Annotated in this window: 23 protein-coding genes; 13 read left to right on the forward strand and 10 right to left on the reverse strand. The window is 67.3% G+C overall.

The features are described 5' to 3' along the window. Position 1 precedes the first annotated feature (1 nt). Genes hpaH through AC3WOB_RS14180 form a run of 3 tightly spaced genes read right to left on the reverse strand, consistent with a single transcriptional unit; the run spans position 2 to position 2644 of the window. Positions 2 to 805: a 2-oxo-hept-4-ene-1,7-dioate hydratase gene (gene hpaH, locus AC3WOB_RS14170; RefSeq protein ID WP_492275378.1), complete on the reverse strand. Its 804-nt coding sequence runs from the start codon at positions 803 to 805 to the stop codon at positions 2 to 4. 33 nt (positions 806 to 838) lie between these two features. Continuing rightward, positions 839 to 1588 carry a fumarylacetoacetate hydrolase family protein gene (locus AC3WOB_RS14175; protein ID WP_492275379.1) on the reverse strand — a complete coding sequence of 250 codons (750 nt, stop codon included), beginning with the start codon at positions 1586 to 1588 and terminating at the stop codon, positions 839 to 841. Between the two features lie 15 nt (positions 1589 to 1603). Then, positions 1604 to 2644, reverse strand: a complete 1041-nt coding sequence (locus AC3WOB_RS14180; protein ID WP_013394802.1) for a fumarylacetoacetate hydrolase family protein — start codon at positions 2642 to 2644, stop codon at positions 1604 to 1606. A gap of 201 nt (positions 2645 to 2845) precedes the next feature. Between AC3WOB_RS14180 and hpaE the strand changes: the two genes are divergently transcribed. After that, complete coding sequence (gene hpaE, locus AC3WOB_RS14185; RefSeq protein WP_492275380.1) at positions 2846 to 4312, forward strand: 5-carboxymethyl-2-hydroxymuconate semialdehyde dehydrogenase; 1467 nt, start codon at positions 2846 to 2848, stop codon at positions 4310 to 4312. Between the two features lie 38 nt (positions 4313 to 4350). Further along, positions 4351 to 5202 carry a 3,4-dihydroxyphenylacetate 2,3-dioxygenase gene (gene hpaD / locus AC3WOB_RS14190; protein WP_013394800.1) on the forward strand — a complete coding sequence of 284 codons (852 nt, stop codon included), beginning with the start codon at positions 4351 to 4353 and terminating at the stop codon, positions 5200 to 5202. Here hpaD and hpaR read toward each other — a convergent pair whose 3' ends face one another. Beyond that, positions 5203 to 5667 (reverse strand): homoprotocatechuate degradation operon regulator HpaR, encoded by a 465-nt coding sequence (gene hpaR, locus AC3WOB_RS14195; RefSeq protein WP_013394799.1) that lies wholly within the window; start codon positions 5665 to 5667, stop codon positions 5203 to 5205. It lies immediately after the preceding gene. A gap of 96 nt (positions 5668 to 5763) precedes the next feature. Then, positions 5764 to 6378: a hypothetical protein gene (locus AC3WOB_RS14200; RefSeq protein WP_492275381.1), complete on the reverse strand. Its 615-nt coding sequence runs from the start codon at positions 6376 to 6378 to the stop codon at positions 5764 to 5766. Positions 6379 to 6520: 142 nt separating this feature from the next. On the opposite strand from AC3WOB_RS14200, the gene AC3WOB_RS14205 reads away from it, so the two are divergent. From AC3WOB_RS14205 to AC3WOB_RS14220, 4 genes are all read left to right on the forward strand, one after another. Then, on the forward strand, positions 6521 to 6703 hold the full coding sequence (locus tag AC3WOB_RS14205; RefSeq protein WP_148260621.1) for a hypothetical protein: 183 nt from the start codon (positions 6521 to 6523) through the stop codon (positions 6701 to 6703). Positions 6704 to 6792: 89 nt separating this feature from the next. Beyond that, entirely contained in the window at positions 6793 to 8154 is a 1362-nt protein-coding gene (gene radA, locus AC3WOB_RS14210) for a DNA repair protein RadA (RefSeq protein WP_013394797.1), read from the forward strand. A gap of 100 nt (positions 8155 to 8254) precedes the next feature. Beyond that, a complete protein-coding gene (locus AC3WOB_RS14215) occupies positions 8255 to 9034 on the forward strand; it encodes a sulfite exporter TauE/SafE family protein (protein WP_492275382.1) in 780 nt (259 codons plus the stop codon). 162 nt (positions 9035 to 9196) lie between these two features. Then, the gene (locus tag AC3WOB_RS14220) at positions 9197 to 9436 is read left to right on the forward strand and encodes a hypothetical protein (RefSeq protein ID WP_013394795.1); all 240 of its coding nucleotides are present in this window, start codon (positions 9197 to 9199) and stop codon (positions 9434 to 9436) included. Between the two features lie 147 nt (positions 9437 to 9583). Here the strand turns inward: AC3WOB_RS14220 and AC3WOB_RS14225 are convergent, their stop codons facing one another. From AC3WOB_RS14225 to AC3WOB_RS14235, 3 genes are all read right to left on the reverse strand, one after another. Then, positions 9584 to 10540 (reverse strand): 2-hydroxyacid dehydrogenase, encoded by a 957-nt coding sequence (locus tag AC3WOB_RS14225; RefSeq protein ID WP_013394794.1) that lies wholly within the window; start codon positions 10538 to 10540, stop codon positions 9584 to 9586. A gap of 103 nt (positions 10541 to 10643) precedes the next feature. Beyond that, positions 10644 to 11630 carry a Bug family tripartite tricarboxylate transporter substrate binding protein gene (locus tag AC3WOB_RS14230; RefSeq protein WP_013394793.1) on the reverse strand — a complete coding sequence of 329 codons (987 nt, stop codon included), beginning with the start codon at positions 11628 to 11630 and terminating at the stop codon, positions 10644 to 10646. A 74-nt stretch (positions 11631 to 11704) separates the two neighbouring features. Then, positions 11705 to 12718, reverse strand: coding sequence for a tripartite tricarboxylate transporter substrate binding protein (locus tag AC3WOB_RS14235; RefSeq protein WP_013394792.1), 1014 nt, complete (start codon positions 12716 to 12718; stop codon positions 11705 to 11707). 225 nt (positions 12719 to 12943) lie between these two features. On the opposite strand from AC3WOB_RS14235, the gene AC3WOB_RS14240 reads away from it, so the two are divergent. From AC3WOB_RS14240 to garL, 6 genes are all read left to right on the forward strand, one after another. Next, entirely contained in the window at positions 12944 to 13873 is a 930-nt protein-coding gene (locus AC3WOB_RS14240) for a dihydrodipicolinate synthase family protein (protein ID WP_492275383.1), read from the forward strand. Positions 13874 to 13962: 89 nt separating this feature from the next. Next, on the forward strand, positions 13963 to 14736 hold the full coding sequence (locus tag AC3WOB_RS14245) for a FadR/GntR family transcriptional regulator (protein WP_013394790.1): 774 nt from the start codon (positions 13963 to 13965) through the stop codon (positions 14734 to 14736). A 49-nt stretch (positions 14737 to 14785) separates the two neighbouring features. Continuing rightward, complete coding sequence (locus AC3WOB_RS14250) at positions 14786 to 15898, forward strand: Ldh family oxidoreductase (protein WP_013394789.1); 1113 nt, start codon at positions 14786 to 14788, stop codon at positions 15896 to 15898. 47 nt (positions 15899 to 15945) lie between these two features. Next, positions 15946 to 17691, forward strand: coding sequence for an L-arabinonate dehydratase (gene araD, locus AC3WOB_RS14255; protein WP_013394788.1), 1746 nt, complete (start codon positions 15946 to 15948; stop codon positions 17689 to 17691). A 47-nt stretch (positions 17692 to 17738) separates the two neighbouring features. Next, on the forward strand, positions 17739 to 18734 hold the full coding sequence (locus AC3WOB_RS14260; RefSeq protein WP_492275384.1) for a Bug family tripartite tricarboxylate transporter substrate binding protein: 996 nt from the start codon (positions 17739 to 17741) through the stop codon (positions 18732 to 18734). A gap of 98 nt (positions 18735 to 18832) precedes the next feature. Next, the gene (garL, locus tag AC3WOB_RS14265; protein ID WP_041655817.1) at positions 18833 to 19600 is read left to right on the forward strand and encodes a 2-dehydro-3-deoxyglucarate aldolase; all 768 of its coding nucleotides are present in this window, start codon (positions 18833 to 18835) and stop codon (positions 19598 to 19600) included. Between the two features lie 6 nt (positions 19601 to 19606). Here the strand turns inward: garL and lysA are convergent, their stop codons facing one another. Next, positions 19607 to 20842, reverse strand: a complete 1236-nt coding sequence (lysA, locus tag AC3WOB_RS14270) for a diaminopimelate decarboxylase (protein ID WP_492275385.1) — start codon at positions 20840 to 20842, stop codon at positions 19607 to 19609. Between the two features lie 116 nt (positions 20843 to 20958). Between lysA and AC3WOB_RS14275 the strand changes: the two genes are divergently transcribed. Further along, complete coding sequence (locus AC3WOB_RS14275; protein WP_492275386.1) at positions 20959 to 21912, forward strand: LysR family transcriptional regulator; 954 nt, start codon at positions 20959 to 20961, stop codon at positions 21910 to 21912. Here AC3WOB_RS14275 and AC3WOB_RS14280 read toward each other — a convergent pair. Further along, complete coding sequence (locus AC3WOB_RS14280; RefSeq protein ID WP_492275387.1) at positions 21870 to 22769, reverse strand: catalase family protein; 900 nt, start codon at positions 22767 to 22769, stop codon at positions 21870 to 21872. The two genes, AC3WOB_RS14275 and AC3WOB_RS14280, sit on opposite strands and share 43 nt — an antisense overlap. Positions 22770 to 22779 lie beyond the last annotated feature (10 nt).

Raw genomic sequence — 22779 nt, forward strand, 5'->3', positions numbered from 1 at the left:
GTCAGATGAAGTGGCAGTTGACGGAACCCAGCACGCCGTAATCGACGTTGAAGGTATCGCCAGGGCGAGCCAGCACTGGACGGGTGAAGGAACCCGACAGGATGATCTCTCCGGCTTCCAGCGCCACGTCGTGGGCGGCCAGCTTGTTCGCCAGCCATACTACGCCATTGGCGGGATGGTTCAAGACGCCCGCGGCCACGCCGGTTTCCTCGATGACGGCGTTGCGCGACAGGATGGCGCCGATCCAGCGCAGGTCCAGTTCGCCGATTTTCACCGGCCGTCCGCCCATCACCACGCCGGCGTTGGCGGCGTTGTCGGCGATGGTGTCGAACACTTTGCGCGGACGCTTGCTGTCGGGGTCGATGCTGTGCGAGCGCGCGTCGATGATTTCCAGAGCCGGGACCACGTAGTCGACCGCGTCGTAGACCTGGAACAGCGTGACGTTGGGGCCTTGCAGGCGCTTGCCCAGCACGAAGGCCAGTTCGACCTCCAGCCGCGGCAGGATGAAGCGGCCGGCGGGGATGTCCGCGCCGTCATTGAAGAACATGTCGTCCAGCAGCATGCCGAAGTCGGGTTCGTCGATCTGCGAGGCCTGCTGCATGGCGCGCGAGGTCAGCCCGATCTTGTGGCCGCGCTTGATCCGGCCTTCCGCCAGCTTGATGTCCATCCAGGCGCGCTGGATGGCGTAGGCGTCGGCGATCGTGATGTCGGGGTACTCGAGCGAAATCTGGCGGATCTGCTGGCGGGTGCGTTCGGCTTCGTGCAGGCGCGCGGCGATGGCGCGCACGGTATCTTTGTCTAGCATCGGGGTTCCAGGTGTAGTGGAGTTGTAGTGGAATCAGTCGGGGTAGGGGACGAGCGTGTTGATCAGCCGCCCCACGCCTTCGATTTCGGTCACGACTTCGTCGCCGGGCTGCACGTTGACGATGCCGTCGGGCGTGCCCGTCAGGATCAGGTCGCCGGGCGAGAGCGTCATGAAGCTGCTGAAATACTCGATCAGCGCGGGCACGTCGAACACCATGTCGCGGGTGTTGCCGCGCTGCGTCTCGACGCCGTTGACGGTGGTGCGCAGGTTCAGGTTCATGGGGTCGGGCACGTCGTCGCGGTCCACCAGCCAGGGGCCGAGCGGCGTGCAGGTGTCGCGGCTTTTGACGCGCAGGTTGGGGCGGTACCAATTTTCGAGGTAGTCGCGCAGCGCGTAGTCGTTGGCCACGATGTAGCCGGCCACGCAGTCATAAGCCTGGGCACGGCTGACCTTGCTGGCGGTCTTGCCTATCACCACCGCCAGCTCGCACTCATAGTGCATGAAGGCGACGTCGGCGGGGCGCAAGGTCCGGGCGCGGTGGCCGACGAAGGTGTTGGCGGCCTTGAGGAACCCCAGCGGTTCATCGGGCGCCTTGAAGGCCAGTTCCTTGGCGTGGTCGGCATAGTTGATGGCCAGCGTGAAAGTGGTGCGCGGTTCGAAGGGCGGCAGCCAGTCGACTGCGTCTTCGGCATACACGCGTCCGTCGGCCAGGCGGACCTGGCCGGGGCCGGCTTCGGTGGCGGCGTGGATCACGCCATCCAGGGAGATGCGGGCATGTTTCATGACGGGCTCCTGTGCTTATCGGGCGGCGGCCAGCGAATTGCCCAGTTCGCCGACCCGCGCGATGCGGATGTCGTAGCGCTGTCCGGCGCGGGCTTGCGGCGCGCCGTGAGGGGCGCCTGCCAGCAGGATGTCGCCGGCTTCCAAGGTCATGAACTGGGTGACGTCGGCGATCAGCCGCGCCAGGGGACGGATCAGGTCGGCGGTGCTGGCGCGTTGCGCCACCTGGCCGTCGATGCGCACTTCGATGTCCAGCGAGCCAGGGTCGCCGACGGCGGCCGCGGGGGCGAGATCCTGGCCGATGGGGCAGAAGCCGTCGCGGCATTTCTGCTTGAGCGCCGGGCGGAAGTAACTGGCATGCGGCACCGACAGGTCGGCCACCACGCGGTAGCCCGCCACGTAATCCAGCGCCTCGGCTTCGCTGACGCGGGTGGCGCGGCGGGCGAACACCACGCCCAGGCAGGCGCCCACTTCGACTGCGTCCACGTCGGCGGGCAGGGTGATGACGTCGCCATTGCGGGCGTAGGTGTTGGCGGGCTTGATATAGAGCACCGGCGCCTTGGGAGCGGCCTTATAGGGAGCGGAATCCACGGCATCGCCCAGCGCGGCCAGCGCCTGGCGCGTGTTCAGCGCCGCGCCCACCACGGTCCTCGGCCAAGGCGCTGCGGCGGCCATGGCGCGCGCGGCCAGGTGTTCGCGGTAGTTGTTGAGCTTGTAGTTCAGCACCGGGTCGGCTTCCTCGATCTGCATCGAGATACCCAGCGGGCGCGCCGCCATCTGCGGCGCCAGCGCGGCGCTCAGCGCCTGGAACACCCGTTCGCCGAGCGCGGCCTTCTGTTCGGCATTGCGGCCGTGGCCGATGCGCAGCACCACGTGGACGAAGGCATTGTCGGGATGGCCGTCGACGATCAGGCAGTCGTCCACCCGCAGCGCACGGGTGCGCGCGCCGGCCAGCGGGAACAGGCTGCCGTCGCCCACGGCGGCGTCCTGCACGGTCCGCATCAGGGCCTGCGTATCCAGGGCCAGATTGCCCGAGTATTCGATCCAGATATGGGGCATGGCCTTGCTCCACGGAATGTAATTATCATGTTAACTATATTAATGAAAAACCGCGGTAACAACAATCCGCCAGAAGGTTTCGGCGCTTGGCATCGCCTGGGGCTTTCCCGGCGTTGACAGCATCGTCCGGCAAGCATAACGTTAACGTGTTAATAAAATTTGCGCCGGCCGATCCGGCGCAATCGGGACGAGGAGCCGCGCGTGAGCATCAAGCACTGGATCAATGGCAAGCAGGTCGACAGCAGCGACCGTTTCATCACCAGCAACCCGGCTACGGGTGAGGCGATCGCCGAGGTGGCCGCCGGCGGGCAGGCCGAAATCGACGCGGCTGTCGCAGCCGCGGCCGAGGCCTTTCCCAAATGGGCCAGCACGCCCGCCAAGGAACGCGCCCGCCTGATGCGCAAGTTGGGCGAACTGATAGACCAGAACGTGCCGCAGTTGGCGGAACTGGAAACCCGCGACACCGGTCTGCCGATTTCGCAGACCCGCAAGCAACTGATCCCGCGCGCCTCGGAAAACTTCAATTTCTTCGCCGAGGTCTGCACGCGCATGAACGGCCACACCTACCCGGTGGACGATCAGATACTGAACTACACGCTGTATCAGCCGGTGGGCGTGTGCGCGTTGGTATCGCCCTGGAACGTGCCGTTCATGACGGCCACGTGGAAGACCGCGCCGTGCCTGGCGCTGGGCAATACCGCCGTGCTGAAGATGTCCGAACTCTCGCCGCTGACGGCGGACCAGCTGGGCATGCTGGCGTTGGAGGCCGGTATTCCGGCCGGCGTGCTGAACGTGGTGCAGGGCTACGGCGCCACCGCCGGCGACGCGCTGGTGCGCCATCCCGGCGTGCGCGCGATCTCGTTCACGGGCGGCACCGTGACCGGCAAGAAGATCCTGGCCAGCGCCGGCGGCGTCAAGAAGTACTCGATGGAGCTGGGCGGCAAATCGCCGGTGCTGATCTTCGACGATGCCGACGTGGAACGGGCGCTGGACGCGGCGCTCTTCACCATCTTCTCGCTCAATGGCGAACGCTGCACCGCGGGCTCGCGCATCTTCATCCAGCAGACCATTTACGACGAGTTCGTGCTCAGGTTCGCCGAACGCGCGCGGCGCCTGGCGGTAGGCGACCCGACCGATGACGATACCCATGTGGGCGCGATGATCACGCGCCAGCACTGGGAAAAGGTCACGGGCTACATCCGTCTGGCCGAGCAGGAGGGGGCACGCATACTCGCGGGTGGCGTGGACCGGCCCGCCGGCTTGCCGGCTCATCTGTCGGGCGGCAATTTCGTCAGCCCCACGGTGCTGGCCGACGTCGACAACCGCATGCGCTGCGCGCAGGAAGAGATCTTCGGCCCGGTCGCCTGCCTGCTGCCGTTCAAGGACGAGGCCGAGGGCCTGGCGCTGGCCAACGACGTGAAGTATGGCCTTGCGTCCTACATCTGGACCAGCGACATCGGCCGCGCGCACCGCCTGGCCCGTGGCATCGAAGCCGGCATGGTATTCATCAACAGCCAGAACGTGCGCGACCTGCGCCAGCCCTTCGGCGGCACCAAGGAATCCGGCACGGGACGCGAAGGCGGCGAATACAGTTACGAGGTCTTTGCCGAAATCAAGAACGTGTGCGTGTCCATGGGCAGCCACCACATCCCCAGATGGGGCGTCTGAGCCCGGTCCGGACTGACAAGAACGAGGAGACTAGCATCATGGGCAAGCTCGCGCTGGCGGCCAAGGTAACGCATGTGCCGTCCATGTATCTTTCGGAATTGCCTGGCAAGCACCAGGGCTGCAGGGAGGCCGCGATCCAGGGACACCGCATCATCGGCCAGCGTTGCCGCGACCTGGAAGTGGACAGCATCGTGGTGCTGGACGTGCACTGGCTGGTCAACGGCGGCTATCACGTGAACTGCAACAGCGGCTTCAAGGGCCGCTACACCAGCAACGAGCTGCCGCATTTCATCAAAGACATGGACTACGCCTACCGCGGCAATCCTCAGCTGGGCCGCCGCATCGCCGAATGCGCCAACGCCGCGGGCGTAGGCACGCGCTCGCACGAAATCGACAGCCTGGAACTGGAGTACGGCACCCTGGTGCCCATGCGCTACATGAACGGCGACGGACACTTCAACGTGGTATCGGTCGCCGCCTGGTGCGCCTGGCACTCGCTGGACGATAGCCGGCGCTTCGGCGCCGCGCTGCGCCAGGCCATCGAGGCCAGCGACAGCCGCGTGGCGGTGCTGGCCAGCGGTTCACTATCGCATCGCTTCAACGACAACGGCAGCCCCGAGGCCGCCATGCACCAGATCAGCCGCGAGTTCTTCCGGCAGGTGGACTTGCGCGTGGTGGAATTGTGGCGCCAGGGGGACTGGAAAACCTTCTGCGCCATGCTGCCCGAATACGCCGACCTGTGCGTGGGCGAGGGCGGCATGCACGATACCGCGATGCTGCTGGGCCTCTTGGGCTGGGACGGCTACGACCAGCCGGTGGAGATCGTGACGGACTACTTCGCTAGTTCCGGCACCGGGCAGATCAACGCGATCTTCCCCGTGCCGGCCTGATCATTCTTCCTCGGAGGCGCGCGGGTCGGCGGGCTCGCGCTTGATCAGTTCAACCATGGTGTCGACGTCGCGGTACAGGCGGTCCAGCAATTCCTTGCCTATCCTGGCCTCGATCTCTTGGTATTTCGCATCCACTTGCGGCCGCATGCGGTCGATGAGCTTGTTGCTCTTGGGCGTCAGCGAAATTTCCTGGCGGCGCTGGTCGGCGCTGGAACGCGCGCGCTTGATCAGGCCCTGTTCCTGCATGCCCGCCAGCATGCGGGTGAGGCTGGGGCTGAGGATCTGGCAGGTGCGGGCGATCTGGTTGGGTTCCATGGAGCCCACCTCGCTCAGCGTGCGCAGGACCCGCCATTGCTGTTCGGTGACGCCTGCGGCGTGCAGGATGGGGCGGAAATGCGCCATCAAGGTTTCGCGCGCGTAGAGCAGCAGATGGGGCAGATTGCGGTGGTGGAAGCTCGGACTCATGGCGGCTATGTTAGCAAGAAGCCGAGCTGCGCCGGTTGATATCGGACATGCGCACCCATCGGCCGCGCAAAGCGCGGCGCCGATGGGCAGCGGCGGTCAGGACGGGATCTGCTGAGCCAGTTCCTGCAGGTCGTCGGGCAGCTCCAGATCGGGGGCTGCCTGCTGCAATTCGCGCAGCGCCTGTATGGCCTCTTGCGGCTGTTCCTCGCGCACCAGCGCCCGGATATGGGTCACGCGGGCTTCGATGTCCTGGTCGCTGAGGGCAGGCGTTTCCGGCGCGGCAGGCTCGGCGGCCGGCTGTTCCGCAGCGGCGGCTTCCTGGGCGGGGGCGGCTTGCGGCGCAGCTTCCTGCGGTGGCGCGGCCACGCGCTCGGTGACGGGCGCGGTCTGTTCGGCGGGCGCTTCCACGGGCGCGGACAGCAGGGCGGGCGAGCGTTCCGAGCTTGTCCCTATTTCGTGCGGGGCGATGACCGGCGTGTTTTGCTCGGTAAAGTCCTGGGCTTCGCGCATTTCGGTCCAGGCGAACAGGCCGAAGACCATGGCGGCGCAGGCGGCTGCGCCCCAGGCCGGGTGCCAGCTATGGCCGGGATGCCAGCTGCGGCGCACCGCGGCGTCCAGTTCGGGACTGGCCGCGGGGCCATGCCTACGGTACAAGGCGCGCAGCTCCCGTTCATCGTCTTCGTCGAAAGGGGGGCGGTAGGTAATGCTCATGCGCGTACTCCTCGCGCATACGCCTGGTGGCAAGGCGCATCCGCGTCTGACCTCTACGCACGCCGCGCCGGTGGTCCGGCGGTCTCGTCGTGGCTCGGGTCCTGTTCCGGTTTAGGCGGCTTCCTGGAAAGCCGCAGGGTGATTGCGCCGCGATTCCCGCATCCGCGCCCTGGGGCGTACGGTTGCAGGTATGCCGCCCTGGGCCGGACGGTTCGTCAATGCGCTGCACTTGATGATTATGCGCGATCTGGAGAAATCCGCCAGAGAATTTCTTGAGTTTGCATCATGTAACTTCAGCTTGTCCCTGTTTTTGAAAGCAGAATGACAGATAGGCGCACCGTCATGGTGCGGGCCGGGACGAATGCGCGCGCCTGACGCGCGCTGCGGCCCCGGCTTGCCGGTACACTTTCGCGCATGGCCAAATCCCGAACCGTATACGTGTGCTCCGATTGCGGCGGCACCACCCCGAAGTGGCAGGGCAAATGCCCGCATTGCAACGCCTGGAACACGCTGGAAGAAACCGTGGAGTCGTCGGCCCCCGCCGCCGCCTCGCACCGTTATGCGCCGCTGGCGGCCGCCAGCCCGGTGCGCAGCCTGTCTGAAATCGAAGCCCGCGAAACGCCGCGCCAGCCCACCGGACTGGAAGAGTTCGATCGCGTGCTGGGCGGCGGCCTGGTGGCCGGCGCCGTGGTGCTGATCGGCGGCGATCCGGGCATAGGCAAGTCGACCCTGCTGTTACAGGCGCTGGCCGCGCTGTCGGAAGTCACCAATGTGCTGTACGTCACGGGCGAGGAATCCGCCGAGCAGGTGGCGCTGCGCGCGCGCCGCCTGGGCCTGCAGACCGGCAACGTCAACCTGCTGGCCGAGATCCGGCTGGAGTCGATCCAGGCGGCGGTCTCCGAGCAGAAGCCCACTGTCGCCGTGATCGACTCGATCCAGACGCTGTACAGCAGTGAGCTGAGCGCGGCGCCGGGTTCGGTCTCGCAGGTGCGCGAATGCGCTGCGCAGCTCACGCGCCTGGCCAAGCAGACGGGCATCGCCATCGTCATGATCGGCCACGTCACCAAGGACGGCGCGCTGGCCGGGCCGCGGGTGCTGGAGCACATCGTCGACACCGTGCTGTATTTCGAGGGCGACACGCATTCCTCGTTCCGTCTGGTGCGGGCCTTCAAGAACCGCTTCGGCGCGGTCAATGAACTGGGCGTCTTCGCCATGACGGACCGCGGGTTGCGCGGCGTGGCCAATCCGTCCGCGCTGTTCCTGTCGCAACATGAGCAGCAGGTCGCGGGATCCTGCGTCATGGCCACGCAGGAAGGCACGCGCCCGCTGCTGGTGGAGATCCAGGCGCTGGTGGACAGCTCGCACGCGCCCAATCCGCGCCGCTTGACGGTGGGGCTGGAGGGCAACCGCCTGGCGATGCTGTTGGCGGTGCTGCACCGGCACGCCGGCGTGTCCACTTTCGACCAGGACGTCTTCGTCAACGCCGTGGGCGGCGTGCGCATCACCGAGCCTGCGGCCGACCTGCCGGTGCTGCTGGCCATCATGTCTTCGCTGCGCGACAAGCCGCTGCCGCGCGGCCTGATCGCCTTCGGCGAAGTCGGGCTGGCGGGCGAGATCCGGCCCGCGCCGCGCGGACAGGAGCGGCTGCGCGAAGCCGCCAAGCTGGGCTTTTCGATCGCCCTGATCCCCAAGGCCAATGCGCCGCGCCAGCCCATCGAAGGGCTGGAGATCTGGGCGGTGGACCGGCTGGACGCCGCGCTGGACAAGTTGCGCTGACGCCGGCGCCGGTGGCTGCCGGCCGCCTGCGCAGATTGGTATCGGTAATCCGTAAATTGATTGCCCGGCCTGCCACAGGCCGGGCCTGCTGGAGCAAGACGTGAGTCTGTTAGTTATCGCCGCGTGCCTGGCTGCGGGCGGCCTGATCGGTTTCATGGGCGGCGTGCTGGGAATCGGCGGCGGCCTGATCGCGATTCCCGCGCTGGTGCTGTTGATGGGCATGTCGCAGCAGCTGGCGCAGGGCACGGCGCTGATCATGGTCCTGCCCACCATCATGATGGCGGTGCGCAAGTACAACCAGCAGACCCGCATCGACAAGCGCGTGGCGCTGGCGGGCGCCGCCGGCGCCGTGGTGTTCACCTGGGTCGGCGCGCAGTTGGCGCTGGGCATAGACTCCGGCATCCTGCGCCGCAGCTTCGCCGTGTTCCTGTTCTTCATCGCGCTGTTCTATGTCTGGCAGACCTGGCGCGCCTCGCGTCCCGCCGCGGCGCGCAAGCCGGCGGCCACGGGCACGGCGCGCGTCTTCACGCCGCGCCGCGCCAGCGTGCTGGGCATGCTGTGCGGTACGCTGGGCGGCTTCTTCGGCGTGGGCGGCGCGGTGTTGGCCGTGCCCATCATCACCACCGTGTTCCGGCTGCCGCAGACCACCGCGCAGGCGCTTGCGCTGAGCATGGTGATACCGGGTTCCTTCATCGCCTTGATCACCTATTCCTGGGCAGGGCAGGCCGATTGGCTGGTGGGCGTACCCTTGGCCCTGGGCAGCTTGTTGTTCGTGCCCGTCGGCGTGAAGCTTGCGTACCGGCTGCCTGAACGCAAGCTGAGAGCCTGCTTCGCGCTGATGCTGTTCGCCACCGTGGCGCTGCTGGCCTTCGAGAGCTGAACCGCGTCGGCGCCATATTTCGAAGCGTTAGCGACCGCAATTTTCTGGTTCCGCGCTGAACCTTCTGGATGGACCCGGTTCAAACGGGAACGGGTAAAGCGGCGATGTTGCCGCCCCGTGTCGAAAAGGATCCCGGTCCTTTTACATTCAGGAGTTCATGAAATGACGACTCACTCCCGTATTGCTGCGTTCCTATCCACCTCGGCCTTGTGCCTCGGTCTTGCCGCCGCGCCTACAGCGTTTGCGGCGGGCGCCGATGCCACGTCCAAGACGGGTGAAACCAAGACCCAGGCGCAGCACAAGCATCACAAGTCCGACAAGACCTCCGCCAAACCGGCGGCGGGCAAGTCGGGAGGGGCCGCGAAGACGGAGCATTCCGGCGTCGCGACGCCGGCGAAGTAATCGCGACGGGCCTTGCGGCCTGATAGTTCCTTTGCGTAAACGACTTCCGATTCCCGCGGGGGCCGGAAAGTCGAAAGCCTCTCGGTATGGGCGCCGAGAGGCTTTTTCATGGGCGCGCCGCGGCCGGGGCCGCGGCGGATGGCGGGCTTACTCCGCCGGCGTGATCACGCGGCCGGTTTCGAAGAACGCTTGCAGATTTTCCAGCATCAGGTTCTCCATGGCCATGCGGGTTTCCAGCGTGGCGCTGCCGATATGCGGCAGCAGCACCGCCTTGTCGGTCTTGAGCAGCGCCTCGGGCACCTTGGGCTCGTGCTCGAACACGTCGAGCGCGGCGCAGCCCAGCTTGCCCGCTTCCAGGGCCGCGACCAGCGCGGTTTCGTCGATGACGGGGCCGCGCGCGATGTTGACGATGATGCCCGTGGGGCCCAGCGCTTCCAGCACTTCGCGGTTCACCAGATGGCGCGTGCTGGGACCGCCGACGGTGGCCACGATGAGGAAGTCGGCCCACTTGGCCAGATCGGTGAGCGAGGCCTCGTAGCCGTACTCGACGTCATCGCGCTTGCGGCGGTTGTGGTAGCGCACGTCCATGTCGAAGCCCATGCCGCGGCGGGCGATGGCCTCGCCGATGCGGCCCAGGCCGACAATGCCCAGCTTTTTGCCGCTGACCCGCAGGCCCAGCGGAATGCCGCCATGCACCTGGCCCCACTGGCCCGCGCGCACGAAGCGTTCGCCCTGGCCCATGTGGCGCGCGCCCGCGATCAAGAGGCCCCAGGCCAGATCGGCGACGCAGTCGGTCAGCACGTCGGGGGTGTTGCTGACCTGCACGCCGCGTTGCTTGGCGGCCTGGACGTCGATGGTCTCGTAGCCCACGCCCCAGCTGCAGATGGCCTTGAGGTCGGGCAGGGCGTTGATGAGTTCGGCGTTGGCGCCAAAGGTGGCGGACGTGACGACGGCGGTGATGCCCTTGCCATGCTCGGCCAGCGCCGCCTTGCGGTCCGGGTACTTCCATAGTTCGACGACGTCGTAGCGGTCCGCGAGCGTCTTGTTGGCGTAGGGGGAACCGGCCAGCGAGCCGACCTGGATGATGCGATGCTTGGTGGTCATGTTGTCGTACAGGTGGGTGGCAAAACGTTGATGCTACTTGATCCGGCCTTGAACCAGGCTGACAGGATGCCCGCCAGGGGCACCCTGCAGTCTGATCGCGGCCTCACTCGAGCTGGATATTGGCTTTCTGGATGACGTCCTTCCAGCGCTTGACCTCGGCCTGCTGGAACGCCGTGAACTGCTGCGGCGTGTTGGCCACGACCTCGAAGCCCAGGCCTTGCAGGGTCTTTTCGGTCTGGGGATCGCGCAGCGCGGTCTGCAACGCCTTGGACAGTTGCTGGACGACGGGCGCGGGCGTGCCCTTGGGCACCGCGAAGCCCTGCCAGGAATACACCACCATGTCCTTGATGCCGGCCTCGGCCAGCGTGGGCACGTCCGGCAGGTCGGCGGCGCGGGCGTCGCCCGTGATGGCCAGCGCCTTGAGCTTGCCGGCCTTGATGTGGGTCTGGACCGCGCCCAGGTTCTGGAACGACACGTTGACCTGCCCGCCGATCAGGTCGGCGATGGCCGCGCCGCCGCCGCGGTAGGGCACGTCCACGCCCGTGCTCTGGGTGCGCTGGCGGAACAGCACGGCCGACAGGTGGTCCGACGAACCCGTGCCCGAGGAGGCATAGGACACCTTGCCCGGATTTTTCTTCGCGTACTCGATCAGTTCGGCGACGGTGCTGGCCGGAAACGCGGGAGCGGCCACCAGCACGTTGGGATTGCGCACCGCCTGGGTCAGGTATTCGAAATCCTTGCTGGGGTTGTACGACAGGTTCTTGTACAGCGCCTCGTTGATGGCGAAGGTGCCGATGGAGCCGACCATCATGGTGTAGCCGTCGGGCGTGGAGCGGGCCAGCGCCTGCGCGCCGATGGCGCTGTTGGCGCCGGGCTTGTTCTCGACCACGAAGGTCTGTCCCAGGATCTTCGTCAACCCTGGCGTGACCGAGCGCGCGGTGATGTCGGAAGATCCGCCTGGCACGAAGGGCACGATCATCGTGACGGGTTTGTCGGGATAGCCGGCGGCCTGCGCTGCGGGCGTCCCGAGCAGCACGGCGCCCGCGGCGACGGCGGCTGCCATGGCCGCGGCGCTCATCAGTTTGTTCATGGTGTCTCCTGGTTCGCGTGCTGATGAAGAGCCCGCCGCCCACGCGTTGCGGACGGGCCCGGATCGGCTTGGGGTCAGTCGACCTTGGCGCCGGATTTCTTCACGACCTCCGCCCATTTGGCGGACTCCTGCGCCATGAACTGTTTGAATTGGGCCGGCGTGTTGCCGGAAGGCGTGGCGCCCTGTGCCTGCAACTGGGCGCGCACCGATTCCAGCTTGAGGGCGGCGGCCACGTCGCGCTGGATCTTGTCGACCACCGCCTGCGGCGTGCCGGCGGGCGCCAGCAGGCCGAACCAGCTGGACGCGTCATAGCCCTGCACGCCGGCCTCGGCCATGGTGGGCACGTCGGGCAGGGCGGGCGAGCGCTGGGCGCTGGTGACGGCCAGCGGGCGCAGCTTGCCGCTCTTGAGAAAGCCCATGGAGGACGGCAGGTTGTCGAAGATCAGATCGGCGGAACCGGCCATCACGTCGGTCAGGGCCGGGCTGCTGCCCTTGTAGGGGACGTGGGTCATGCGCGTGCCCGTCATGTTCTGGAACAGCTCGCCCGACAGATGGGTGGAAGTGCCGTTGCCGGTGGACGCCATGTTGACGCTGCCCGGATTGGCCTTCAGGTACTTGATCAGGTCGGCCACCGTGCGGATGCCGTGCTTGTCGGCGAAAGCGGGGTTGAGCTCCAGGATGTTGGGCACCGGGATCACCAGCGTCACCGGCACGAAGTCCTTGACGGGGTCGTAGGGCAGCTTGGCATAGACGGACTGGTTGATGGCATGGGTGCTGACGGTGCCCATCAGCAGGGTGTAGCCGTCCGGCGCGGCGCGCGCGGCTTCGGCCGTGCCGACGTTGCCGCCGGCGCCCGCCTTGTTGTCCACCACCACGGCCTTGTTCCAGGTCTTGCCCAGTTCGGCCGCGACGATGCGCGCCGCGATGTCGGTGGTGCCGCCGGCCGGGAAGGGCACGATGATCTTGACGTCGCGCTCGGGGTAGCCGGCCAGCGCCGGCGCGGCTGGCAATAGCAAGGCGGCTGCCGTCAGGACGGCGGTAGACAGGGCGGACAGGACGGACCGGCCTCGCGCAGGGGCTGCATGCATGGAACTCGTCTCCTCGGTGTGCGCGTGGCCGCGCATCGTTTCTGGGGGTATTCCGCCCCTGGCATGGCCCGAGGCTTTGAAGCCGCATGGCACCCCGCGGCGCCCTGCGTTTTGCTGCCTGACTACTTGTAAAACAAATATATGTATTGAGCTTGTGCTTGTCAACCAAGTATACTTTTTCGAACCCCTACACCCGATAGCTGGATCAGCCAGGAGCCCCCGCCCATGAAAACCTCCCCGGTCACCGCGCAGGATTTGCAGCGTTCGGTCATTGCCGTGCCGCCATTGGCGCGCCACGACGATCTTTCGCTGAACGAGGCGGCCAACAAGGCCTTGCTCGGCCATCTGGAAGCGGGCGGCGTGCGCAACGTGATGTATGGCGGCAATGCCAACTTCTATAACGTGGGCGTGGGCGAGTACGCGCGCATCGTCGACATGCTGGCCGGACTGGCGGGTGCGGACACCTGGATCCTGCCTTCGGTGGGGCCCGACTACGGCAAGATGATGGATCAGGCGGCGATCCTGCGTACGCGCGCCTTTCCCACGGCCATGCTGCTGCCCATGTCCTTTCCCTATACGGACGCGGGACTGGCCGAAGGCGTGCGCCGCTTCACGGACGCGCTGGGCAAGCCCGCGGTGATCTACATCAAGTCGTCCGGCTACCTGGCGCCGGAAAGCGCCGCGCGCCTGATCGAAGAGGGCCGCATCGTGGCCTTCAAGTACGCCGTGGTTCGCGACGACCCGTCGCAGGACACGTACCTGTCGTCGTTGCTGCAGGCGGTGGATGCGCGCTGGGTCGTCAGCGGCATCGGCGAGCGCCCGGCCATTGTGCACTACCGCGATTTCGGCCTGAAGAGCTTTACCTCGGGCTCGGTTTGCGTGGCGCCGCGAGGCTCGATGCGCCTGTTGCATCTGCTGCGCGACGGCCGCTACGACGAAGCCGAAGCCGTGCGCCAGCACTACCTGGGCCTGGAGGATTGCCGCGACAGCATCAGCCCCATCCGCGTGCTGCACGATGCCGTGACACTGTCGGGTGTGGCGGACATGGGGCCGATGCTGCCCCTGCTGACCGGTATATCCGCCGCCGAGCGCGAGCGCGTGGCGCCGGTGGCGCGGGCCCTGGCGGCCTGGGACCGGGAGGCGGCCGCCGCGTGAGCGCGCAAGCGGGCCGGGGCGCGCGCATTGACGGTACGATGAGCGCTGTCCCGCCATTGCGGACTGCGCCATAGCATCGAGGAGGTTTCGTGGCCCGACCCAAAGCAACACCGGCGCCTGCGCCGCAGGCGCCCGCCGAATCCGACGCCGCGGGCGCGCTGGTGCTCGAACGCGGCCATCGGGTCCGCCTGGCTGACCAGCTCTACGGCCAGATCTTCGAGCAGATCGTGTCCGGCGGACTGAACGTGGGCGACAAGCTGCCTTCCGAGAACGAGATCTCCGAACGCTTCGGCGTGTCGCGGCCGGTGGTGCGCGAGGCGCTGCTGCGGCTGCGCGCCGACGGCCTGATCACCGCGCACCAGGGGCTGGGCACCTTCGTCAGCCACGCGCCCGCGCCGCGCCTTAAGACCTTCAACGACGTGCAGAACGTCAGCGCCTATCTGCGGGCCCAGGAGGTGCGGGTGGCGCTGGAGGGCGACGCCGCGCGCCTGGCGGCGCTGCGCCGCACCGACGAGCAGCTCAGGAAGATCGCGGACGCGCATGCGGCCTTCGCCGACAGCCTGGCGCGCGGCCAAGTGTCGGCCGAGGCCGACCTGGCGTTCCATGCCAGCATCGCCGAAGCCAGCGGCAACGACTTCTATCTGGGTGTGCTGGAAAGCATTCACGAATCCATCAGCGGCTTCATGCGCCTGACCCTGAACCTGACCCGTACCGGTTCGCGCCAGCGCGCGCAGCGCGTGGTGGACGAGCACGCGGCGATCCTGGACGCGATCCGCGAACAGGACAGCGAGCGCGCCCGCGTCGCCATGCAGTTCCACCTGGGCCAGGCCCGCCACCGGCTGGTGGACCGCGAGCGCGATTGATCTTCGCCGCCCGCCCGCCGCGACCGAACCAGAACCACAGGAGACCAGAGTGCCAGGGAACGGAGTCATAGCGGCGGACGTGCCGGTGGAGCAGGTCCGCGAGCAGATCCTGCAGGTATTGATGGCATGGGGCATGGCGCAGGATCTGGCGCACATCACCGCGGGCCTGATGGCGCGCACCGACCTGCTGGGCATCGATTCGCACGGCATCTCCATGCTGCCGGCCTACGAGGACAAGCTGCGCGCCGGCAGCCTGCGGCTGGACGCCAGGCCGCGGATCCTGCGCGACGGCGGCGCCAGCGCGCTGATCGACGGCATGGGCGGCCTGGGCTATCCGGTGGCGGCGCAGGCGATGAACCTGGCCGTGGACAAGGCGCTGGAGCATGGCGTGGGCGCCGTGTCGGTTCGTAATTCGCATCACTTCGGCGCGGCTGGCGTCTATGCGCGCATGGCGGTCGAGCGCGGCGTGGTCGGACTGGTGACCAGCAGCGCCAACGGCGTCATCATGGTGCCCACGCGCGGCGCCATGCCCATGCTGGGCACCAACCCCATCGCCTTCGGCGCGCCGGCCGCCTACAACGAGCCGTTTCTGCTGGACATGGCGACCACCACCGTGGCCGCCAACAAGGTCAAGGTCTATGACTTCCTGGATCAGCCGCTGCCGCCGGGCTGGGCGGTCGACGGGCAGGGCGGGGCGGTCACCGATGCGGCCGCCGCCATGCAGTTCATCTTCAAGCATCCCGAGGGCGGCCTGACCCCCTTGGGCGGCACCGCCGCCATGAGCAGCCACAAGGGTTACGGCCTGGCGATGATGGCGCAGATCCTGGGCGGCACGCTCAGCGGCAGCGCCTTCGCCGCGCGCCGCGCCCCGACGCGCCGTCCGGGCGAGCCCGACGACGTGGGCCATTTCTTCCTGGCCCTGAACCCCGACGCGTTCCGCGCGGCCGGTTCGTTCGAGTCCGACATGGACGACATGATCGACGCCATGCACGATACGCCGCCCGCCAATCCGGACGAACCGGTGCTGGTGGCGGGCGAGCCCGAAGCCGCCGAGCGCGCGCGCCGGCTGCGCGAGGGCATCCCCATACCCGCCGCGCTGGCCGAGCGCCTGCGCGCCATCTGCGAGCGCGCAGGCACGCCTTATCTGCTGGACGCGGCGTGATTCCATCTTCCCTATAAACCCTTGCCCAAGAGCACAGGAACAGAGACATGAGCAATTCAGACAAGCGCAAGAAACCCGAAGAACTGCGCAGCCACCGCTGGTATGGCGTGCGCGACCTGCGCTCGTTCGGCCACCGGTCGCGCACCGCGCAGATGGGCTATCACCGCTCGGACTACGCCGGCAAACCGGTGATCGCCATCATCAATACCTGGAGCGACATCAACCCCTGTCACAGCCACTTCAAGCAGCGCGTCGAAGAGGTCAAGCGTGGCATCTGGCAGGCGGGCGGCTTCCCGGTGGAAATGCCGGCCATGAGCTTGTCGGAACCTTTCCAGAAGCCCACCACCATGCTCTACCGCAATCTGCTGGCGATGGAGACGGAAGAACTGCTGCGCTCCTATCCCGCGGACGGCTGTGTGCTGATGGGCGGCTGCGACAAGACCACGCCGGCGCTGCTGATGGGCGCGGTATCCATGGACCTGCCCACCATTTTCATGCCGGCCGGCCCCATGCTGCGCGGCAACTGGAACGGCAACACCCTGGGTTCGGGATCGGACACCTGGAAGTACTGGGCCGAACTGCGCGCCGGCAACATCACCGAGGAAGACTGGCAGGGCGTGGAGGACGGCATCGCCCGCTCGCCCGGCCACTGCATGACCATGGGCACCGCTTCCACCATGACGGGCGCGGTCGAGGCGCTGGGCTTGTGCCTGTCGGGGGCCTCGTCGATTCCCGCGCCGGACTCGCGCCACGCGCAGATGGCCAGCCTGACCGGCAAGCGCATCGTGGAGATGGTGTGGGAAGACTTGAAGCCGTCCGACCTGCTGACCGCCGCGTCCTTCGACAACGCGGTGCGCACGGTGCTGGCGCTGTCGGGCTCGACCAATTCGGTGGTGCACCTGATCGCCATGGCGCGCCGCAGCGGCTTTGGGCTGGACCTGGACCGCTTCGACCATCTGGCGCGCACCACGCCGGTGCTGGCCAACTTGCGGCCGGCAGGCAAGTACCTGATGGAAGACTTCTATTACGCGGGCGGCCTGCGCGCGATGCTGGTGCAGCTGGGCGACCTGCTGGACACCACGCAGCGCACCGTGGACGGCCGCACGCTGGGCGAAAACATTGCCGGCGCGCGCATCTTCAACGAAGACGTGATCCGGCCGCGCGCGCAGGCGTTGATCGAGCGCGACGGGCTGGCGGTGCTGCGCGGCAACCTGGCGCCCGACGGCGCCGTGATCAAGCCGCCCGCCATGGAGGCGCAGTTGCAGGTGCACACGGGCCGCGCGGTGGTCTTCAAGGACTACAACGATATGGCCGCGCGCATCGACGATCCGGACCTGGACGTGGATGCCGACAGCGTCATCGTGCTACAGAACGCCGGGCCGCAGGGCGCGCCCGGCATGCCGGAGTGGGGCCAGCTGCCGATTCCGCAGAAGCTCTTGAAGCAGGGCGTGCGCGACATGGTGCGCATTTCGGACGCGCGCATGAGCGGCACCAGCTACGGCGCCTGTGTGTTGCACGTGGCGCCCGAGGCCTATGTGGGCGGCCCGCTGGCGCTGGTGCAGGACGGCGACCGCATCACGCTGGATGTGCCGGCGCGGCGCTTGGAGCTGCTGGTGTCCGACGAGGAACTGGCCGCGCGCCGCGCCGCCTGGCAGGCGCCGCCGCCGCGTTTCGAGCGCGGCTACGGCGTGCTGTACCTCAAGCACATCGGCCAGGCCGACACGGGCTGCGATTTCGATTTTCTTCAGACCGAGACGCGCGCTCCGGCCGCGGGCGAGCCTGAAATCCACTGACCCGGACACCGGGCGCACATACTAAAAAACCCAAAGAGGAGACAACCATGCAACAGAACAAACCGGCGGCGCGCGCACGCCTGGCCATCCTGGCGGCCGCGGGGGCGCTGGCCATGCTGCCCGGCATGCTGATGGCGCAGGGCGCGGCCTGGCCTACCAAGCAACTCAAGCTGGTGGTGCCGTTTCCCGCGGGCGGCAGCACCGATTCGGTGGGCCGCCTGCTGGCGGCCGAGCTGTCCAAGGAACTGGGCCAGACCGTGGTGGTGGAAAACAAGGGCGGCGCCAACGGCAATATCGGCTCCGACATGGTGGCCAAGGCGGAGCCTGACGGCTACACGCTGCTGCTGTCGGGCGTCGGCTCCAACGCCATCAGCTACGCGATCTACCAGAACATGCCGTACCGCAATAGCGACTTCGCGCATATCTCGTTGCTGGCGACCGGCCCAAACGTGCTGGTGGCCAACAACGACTTTCCGGGCAAGACCTTCGCGGACTTCATCAAGCTGGCTCGCGAGAACCCGGGCAAGTACACGCATGCGAGTTCGGGCAGCGGTTCCTCCGGCCACCTGGCCATGGAAATGCTGAAGCAGGACGCCAAGATCGACTTGGTGCACGTGCCCTACAAGGGCGGTGCTGCCGCCATTACCGACACCATCGGAGGCCGGGTCTCGGTACTGTTCCTGAACCAGGACGCGCTGCTGCCGCAAGTCACCTCGGGCAAGCTGCGCGCGCTGGCCGTGGCCAGCGCCAAGCGCAACCCTGCCTACCCCGACACGCCCACCGTGGCGGAATCCGGTTATCCGGGCTTTTCGGCCGAGTCCTGGTTCGGTTTGTCGGCCCCCGCGAAGACGCCGCCCGCCGTGATCCAGCGCCTGAACCAGGCAACGGTGAAGGCCCTGTCCTCGCCCGACATCCGGCAGAAGCTGGAGAGCGTGGGTTTCGTGGTGGTGGCGGACGACCCCAAGTCGTTTTCGGCCTTCGTGGATAACGAGATCGCCAAGTGGGGCAAGGCGGCCAAGGCGTCCGGCGCGAAGATGGATTGAATGCCTGGACTACTTGCGTGGCTTGAGTCCACGGATCGAATGCACGGCCAGGCCCGCGGGCCTGGATCCACCTGTTTTTTTATGAAGCGTAGATGGCAATGAACTCACCCTTACCCAACCGTTTCCGGCAACGCATCCTGGCGCGCGAGCGGCTCATCGGATTCTGGATGTGCATGTCCAGCCACATCACGGCCGAGCTCGTGGGGCTGGCCAACTTCGACTGGCTGCTGCTGGACGGCGAGCACTCGCCCAACGAAGTGCCGATGTTCCTGCAGCAGCTACAGGCCTTGCAGGGCAGCGCCAGCGCCGCCGTGGGCCGGCCGTCGTGGAACGATCCGGTGGAGATCAAGCGGCTGCTGGATATCGGCTTCTACAACCTGCTGATTCCATTCATCGAATCGGAAGAGGACGCGCGCCGCGCGGTGGCCGCCACGCGCTATCCGCCGCAGGGCATGCGCGGCGTGGCGGGCGCGCAGCGCAGCAACCGCTACGGCACGGTGCCGGACTATCTGCACACCATCAACGACAACATCTGCGTGCTGCTGCAGATCGAAAGCCGCCCGGGGATAGACGCGGTCGATGAGATCGCCTCGGTGGAAGGCGTGGACGGCGTGTTCATCGGGCCGTCCGACTTGGCCGCGGCGCTGGGCCATATCGGCAATCCGGGCCATCCCGAAGTCCAGGAGGCCATCCGCCACCTGTACCAGCGGGTGTCGGCGCAGGGCAAGGCGGTGGGCATCCTGGCGCCGGTGCATGCGGATGCGCGGCGCTACCTGGACATGGGCATGCACTTCGTGGCGGTGGGCACCGACCTGGGCGTGTTCAAGCAGGCGACCTTCGCCTTGCGCGAGGCGTTTCCGACCTGAGGATGCTCAGGCGTCTTCCAGCGCCAGCAATTCACCTATCGTCTGGCGGCGGCGGATCAGCCGGGCGGCGCCGTTGTCCAGCAGCACTTCCGGCGCCAGCGGCCGACTGTTGTAGTTCGAGGACATCGACGAACCATAGGCGCCCGCGTCGTGGAACACCAGGAAATCGCCGATGCGCGGCTGCGGCAGCAGTTGGTCGGACACGACGCCGCCCGCGTCCTGCGTGAACACGTCGCCCGATTCACACAGCGGACCAGCCACGGCGATGCGGGTCTCGGCCGCTCCCTGCGGCTGGCTGCCGTCGGGCGCGTGCACTGAAATGCGGTGGTAGCTGCCGTACATGGCCGGGCGCATCAGATCGTTGAAGCCGGCGTCGACCAGCGCGAAGTCGCGTTCCGGGCGGCGGTTGATCGAATGCACTTCCGACACCAGCGCGCCGGCCTCGGCGACCAGGAAGCGGCCCGGTTCGATCTCCAGGCGGATCGCGTGGCCCAGGCGCTCGGCGATGCGCTGGCGCGCCGCGTCCCATTGCTCGAAGTAGTGGTCGCAGTCGATGCGGGCATCGCCTTCGCGGTAGGGGATGGACAGGCCGCCGCCCGCGGAAATGGCCTCGATGTCGTGGTCCAGCGAGGCCACCACGTCGACCATGGCGTCGCAGACGCTGGACAGGTGGGCGTAATCCACGCCCGAGCCGATATGCATGTGGATGCCGACCAGCTTCAGGCCGTGGCGGCGCACGATGGCCATGGCTTCGGCCACGTCGCCGATCCAGATGCCGTGCTTGCTTTGCGGTCCGCCGGTGTTGGTCTTGTTGCTATGGCCATGGCCGAAGCCCGGGTTGATGCGCAGCCAGACGCGATGGCCGGGCGAGGCCTGGCCGACGCGGGCCAGCATGTCCAGGGAGCCAGCGTTGACGGTGATGCCGTGCTTGAGCACGGCGGCCAGCGTGGCGTGGTCGATCAGGTCGGCGGTGAAGACGATACCTTCCGGTTCGCCCTGGGGCTGGAAGCCGGCGGCCAGGCTGCGCTCGATCTCGCCCAGCGAGACCGCGTCCACCACCGCGCCTTCGGCCCGCATCAGGCGCAGGATGTGCAGGTTGGAGCAGGCCTTTTGCGCATAGCGGATGGTGTCGAAGCGGCGCAATTGCGCAATGCGTTCACGGATGACGGCGGCGTCGTACACCCAGAGCGGCGTGCCGTGTTCGGCGGCGAGTTGGGTGAGTTGGCGCGGATCGAAGGCCATGGCGGGCGAAACCTTGTTTGTGGAGGTGAATACAAGGCGGCATGATGCCTGCCTTCGGTCATCCAGTAAAATGCTTATACTTCCTTCATCGATTCATTCCTGATATGGGTGGGGCCATGCTGACGCACCGGCAAATCGAAGTCTTCCGCGCGGTCATGATTGCCGGCAGCGTGACCAAGGCGGCCGAACTGCTGGGCTCGTCCCAGCCGACCGTAAGCCGGGAACTGGCGCGCATGGAGCAGGGCATAGGCTTCACGCTGTTCGACCGGGTGGCGGGGCGGCTGCGGCCCACCATGCCGGGCCTGGCGCTGTTCGACGAGGTCCGCCAGTCCTATGCCGGCCTGGAGCGGGTGGCCTCGGCCGCCGCGCGCCTGCGGGCCTACCAGGGCGGGCAGCTGGCGGTGATCGCCTTGCCGGTCTTCTCTCATTCCATCCTGCCGGACGCGTTCCGGCGCTTCAACGAGCGTCACCCCGGGGTCAGTCTGGCGCTGGAGACGCAGGAATCGCCCTTCCTGGAGGAATGGCTGAGCGCCCAGCGCTATGACCTGGGCCTGACCGAGCACGACGCAGCGCCGGCCGGCACGCGGGTGGAGTTGCTGTTGCAGGTGGACGAGGTCTGCGTGCTGCCCGACGGCCATGCGCTGCTGGGCAAGCAGCGCATGGAATTGGCTGATTTCGAAGGCCATGCGTTCGTCAGCCTGTCTTCCAGCGATCCCTACCGGATTCAGCTCGATGAAGCCTTTGCCGAAGCCGGCGTGCTGCGGCGCTCCATCGTCGAGACGACCACCGCCGTGTCCGTCTGCGCCTTCGTGCGCCAGGGCCTCGGCCTGGCCATCGTGAATCCGCTGACGGCGCTGGATTTCGTCGGCCGGGGGTTGCATATCCGTCCCTTGACGCGTTCGTTTCCGTTCCGGGTCAGCGTGGTGTTTCCGGAGCATCGGCCGGGCAATCCGCTGGTGGGCGCGCTGATGGCGTCACTGCGCGAGGCGGCAGAGGCAGCCCGGAGCCGCCTGGCGTCAGGCCTGGATCAGGGAACGCCGCGCAGTCGGCGCTCTGCCGCCAGCCGGTAGGCCTGCAAGCGCGCCTTCAGCAGCGGGTCGCCCGCGAACTCGATGCCGGCAGGCAGGAGGGAAGGGTCGAACACCAGGGCGCGTTGCGCGTCCTGATCTGGCGCGATACGCTCCAGCATCAGGTATCCCAGGAGCATCGAGCTGCCGTGTCCTGGCCAGGCCGTGGACAGGTCGTCCGTCGCGCCTTGTGCCGGCGCCGGGGTGAATGCCAGTTCCAGCGCCACCGGGCCCGCCTCCATGGCATGGCGCAGAGCCTCGTTCATACAGTTCCGGCCGGCCAGGGCCTTGTGCGCCCCGTCGGCGTTCCTGCCCCGGATCGTCAACCTGCCGGTTCGCGTCTGGCCATCCGCGGCCGTCAGGCGATAGGCATGAAGCATGTGATAGCTGCGCGAGGCATAGCCCGTGGGCAGGGCGTCGTGCCGCAGTTGGTCGAAGCGCTGCGCTGGGGGATTGGCCGCCAGGTGGGCTTGCAGCGATCCGGGGGCCGTGTGCTGCGTGTTCAATGCCTGTATGAAGGCAAGAAACGTTTGCGGGTCTTGCGCGGGGAAGCCTTCGAGCGAGTGGCCGACGAGCACCAACTGGGAATCCTGCCCGATGCGCACGGCCAGGCCGCGCGGTTCGGCTTGCGGACTGTCCTGGCGAATCCGCGGGTCGGGGCCGGAGTCCGAGAACCGGGCGATGAGCGGCAGCTCCGCGTCGTCGAACATGGGCGAAGCGCAAAATTGCGCTGCCAGGGGCACGCTGAGGAACCTGCCTTCCACAAGCAGTCCGCGCGCGTGATTGACACGACAGCCTGGCGGGACCTCCGCGCCCGCATGGAGCGCGTCGATCAGCTTTGCGGCGATGGAATCCGGCATGGGAGTCTCC

It is taken from the genome of Achromobacter sp. FW305-C-30-7 (assembly GCF_058783105.1).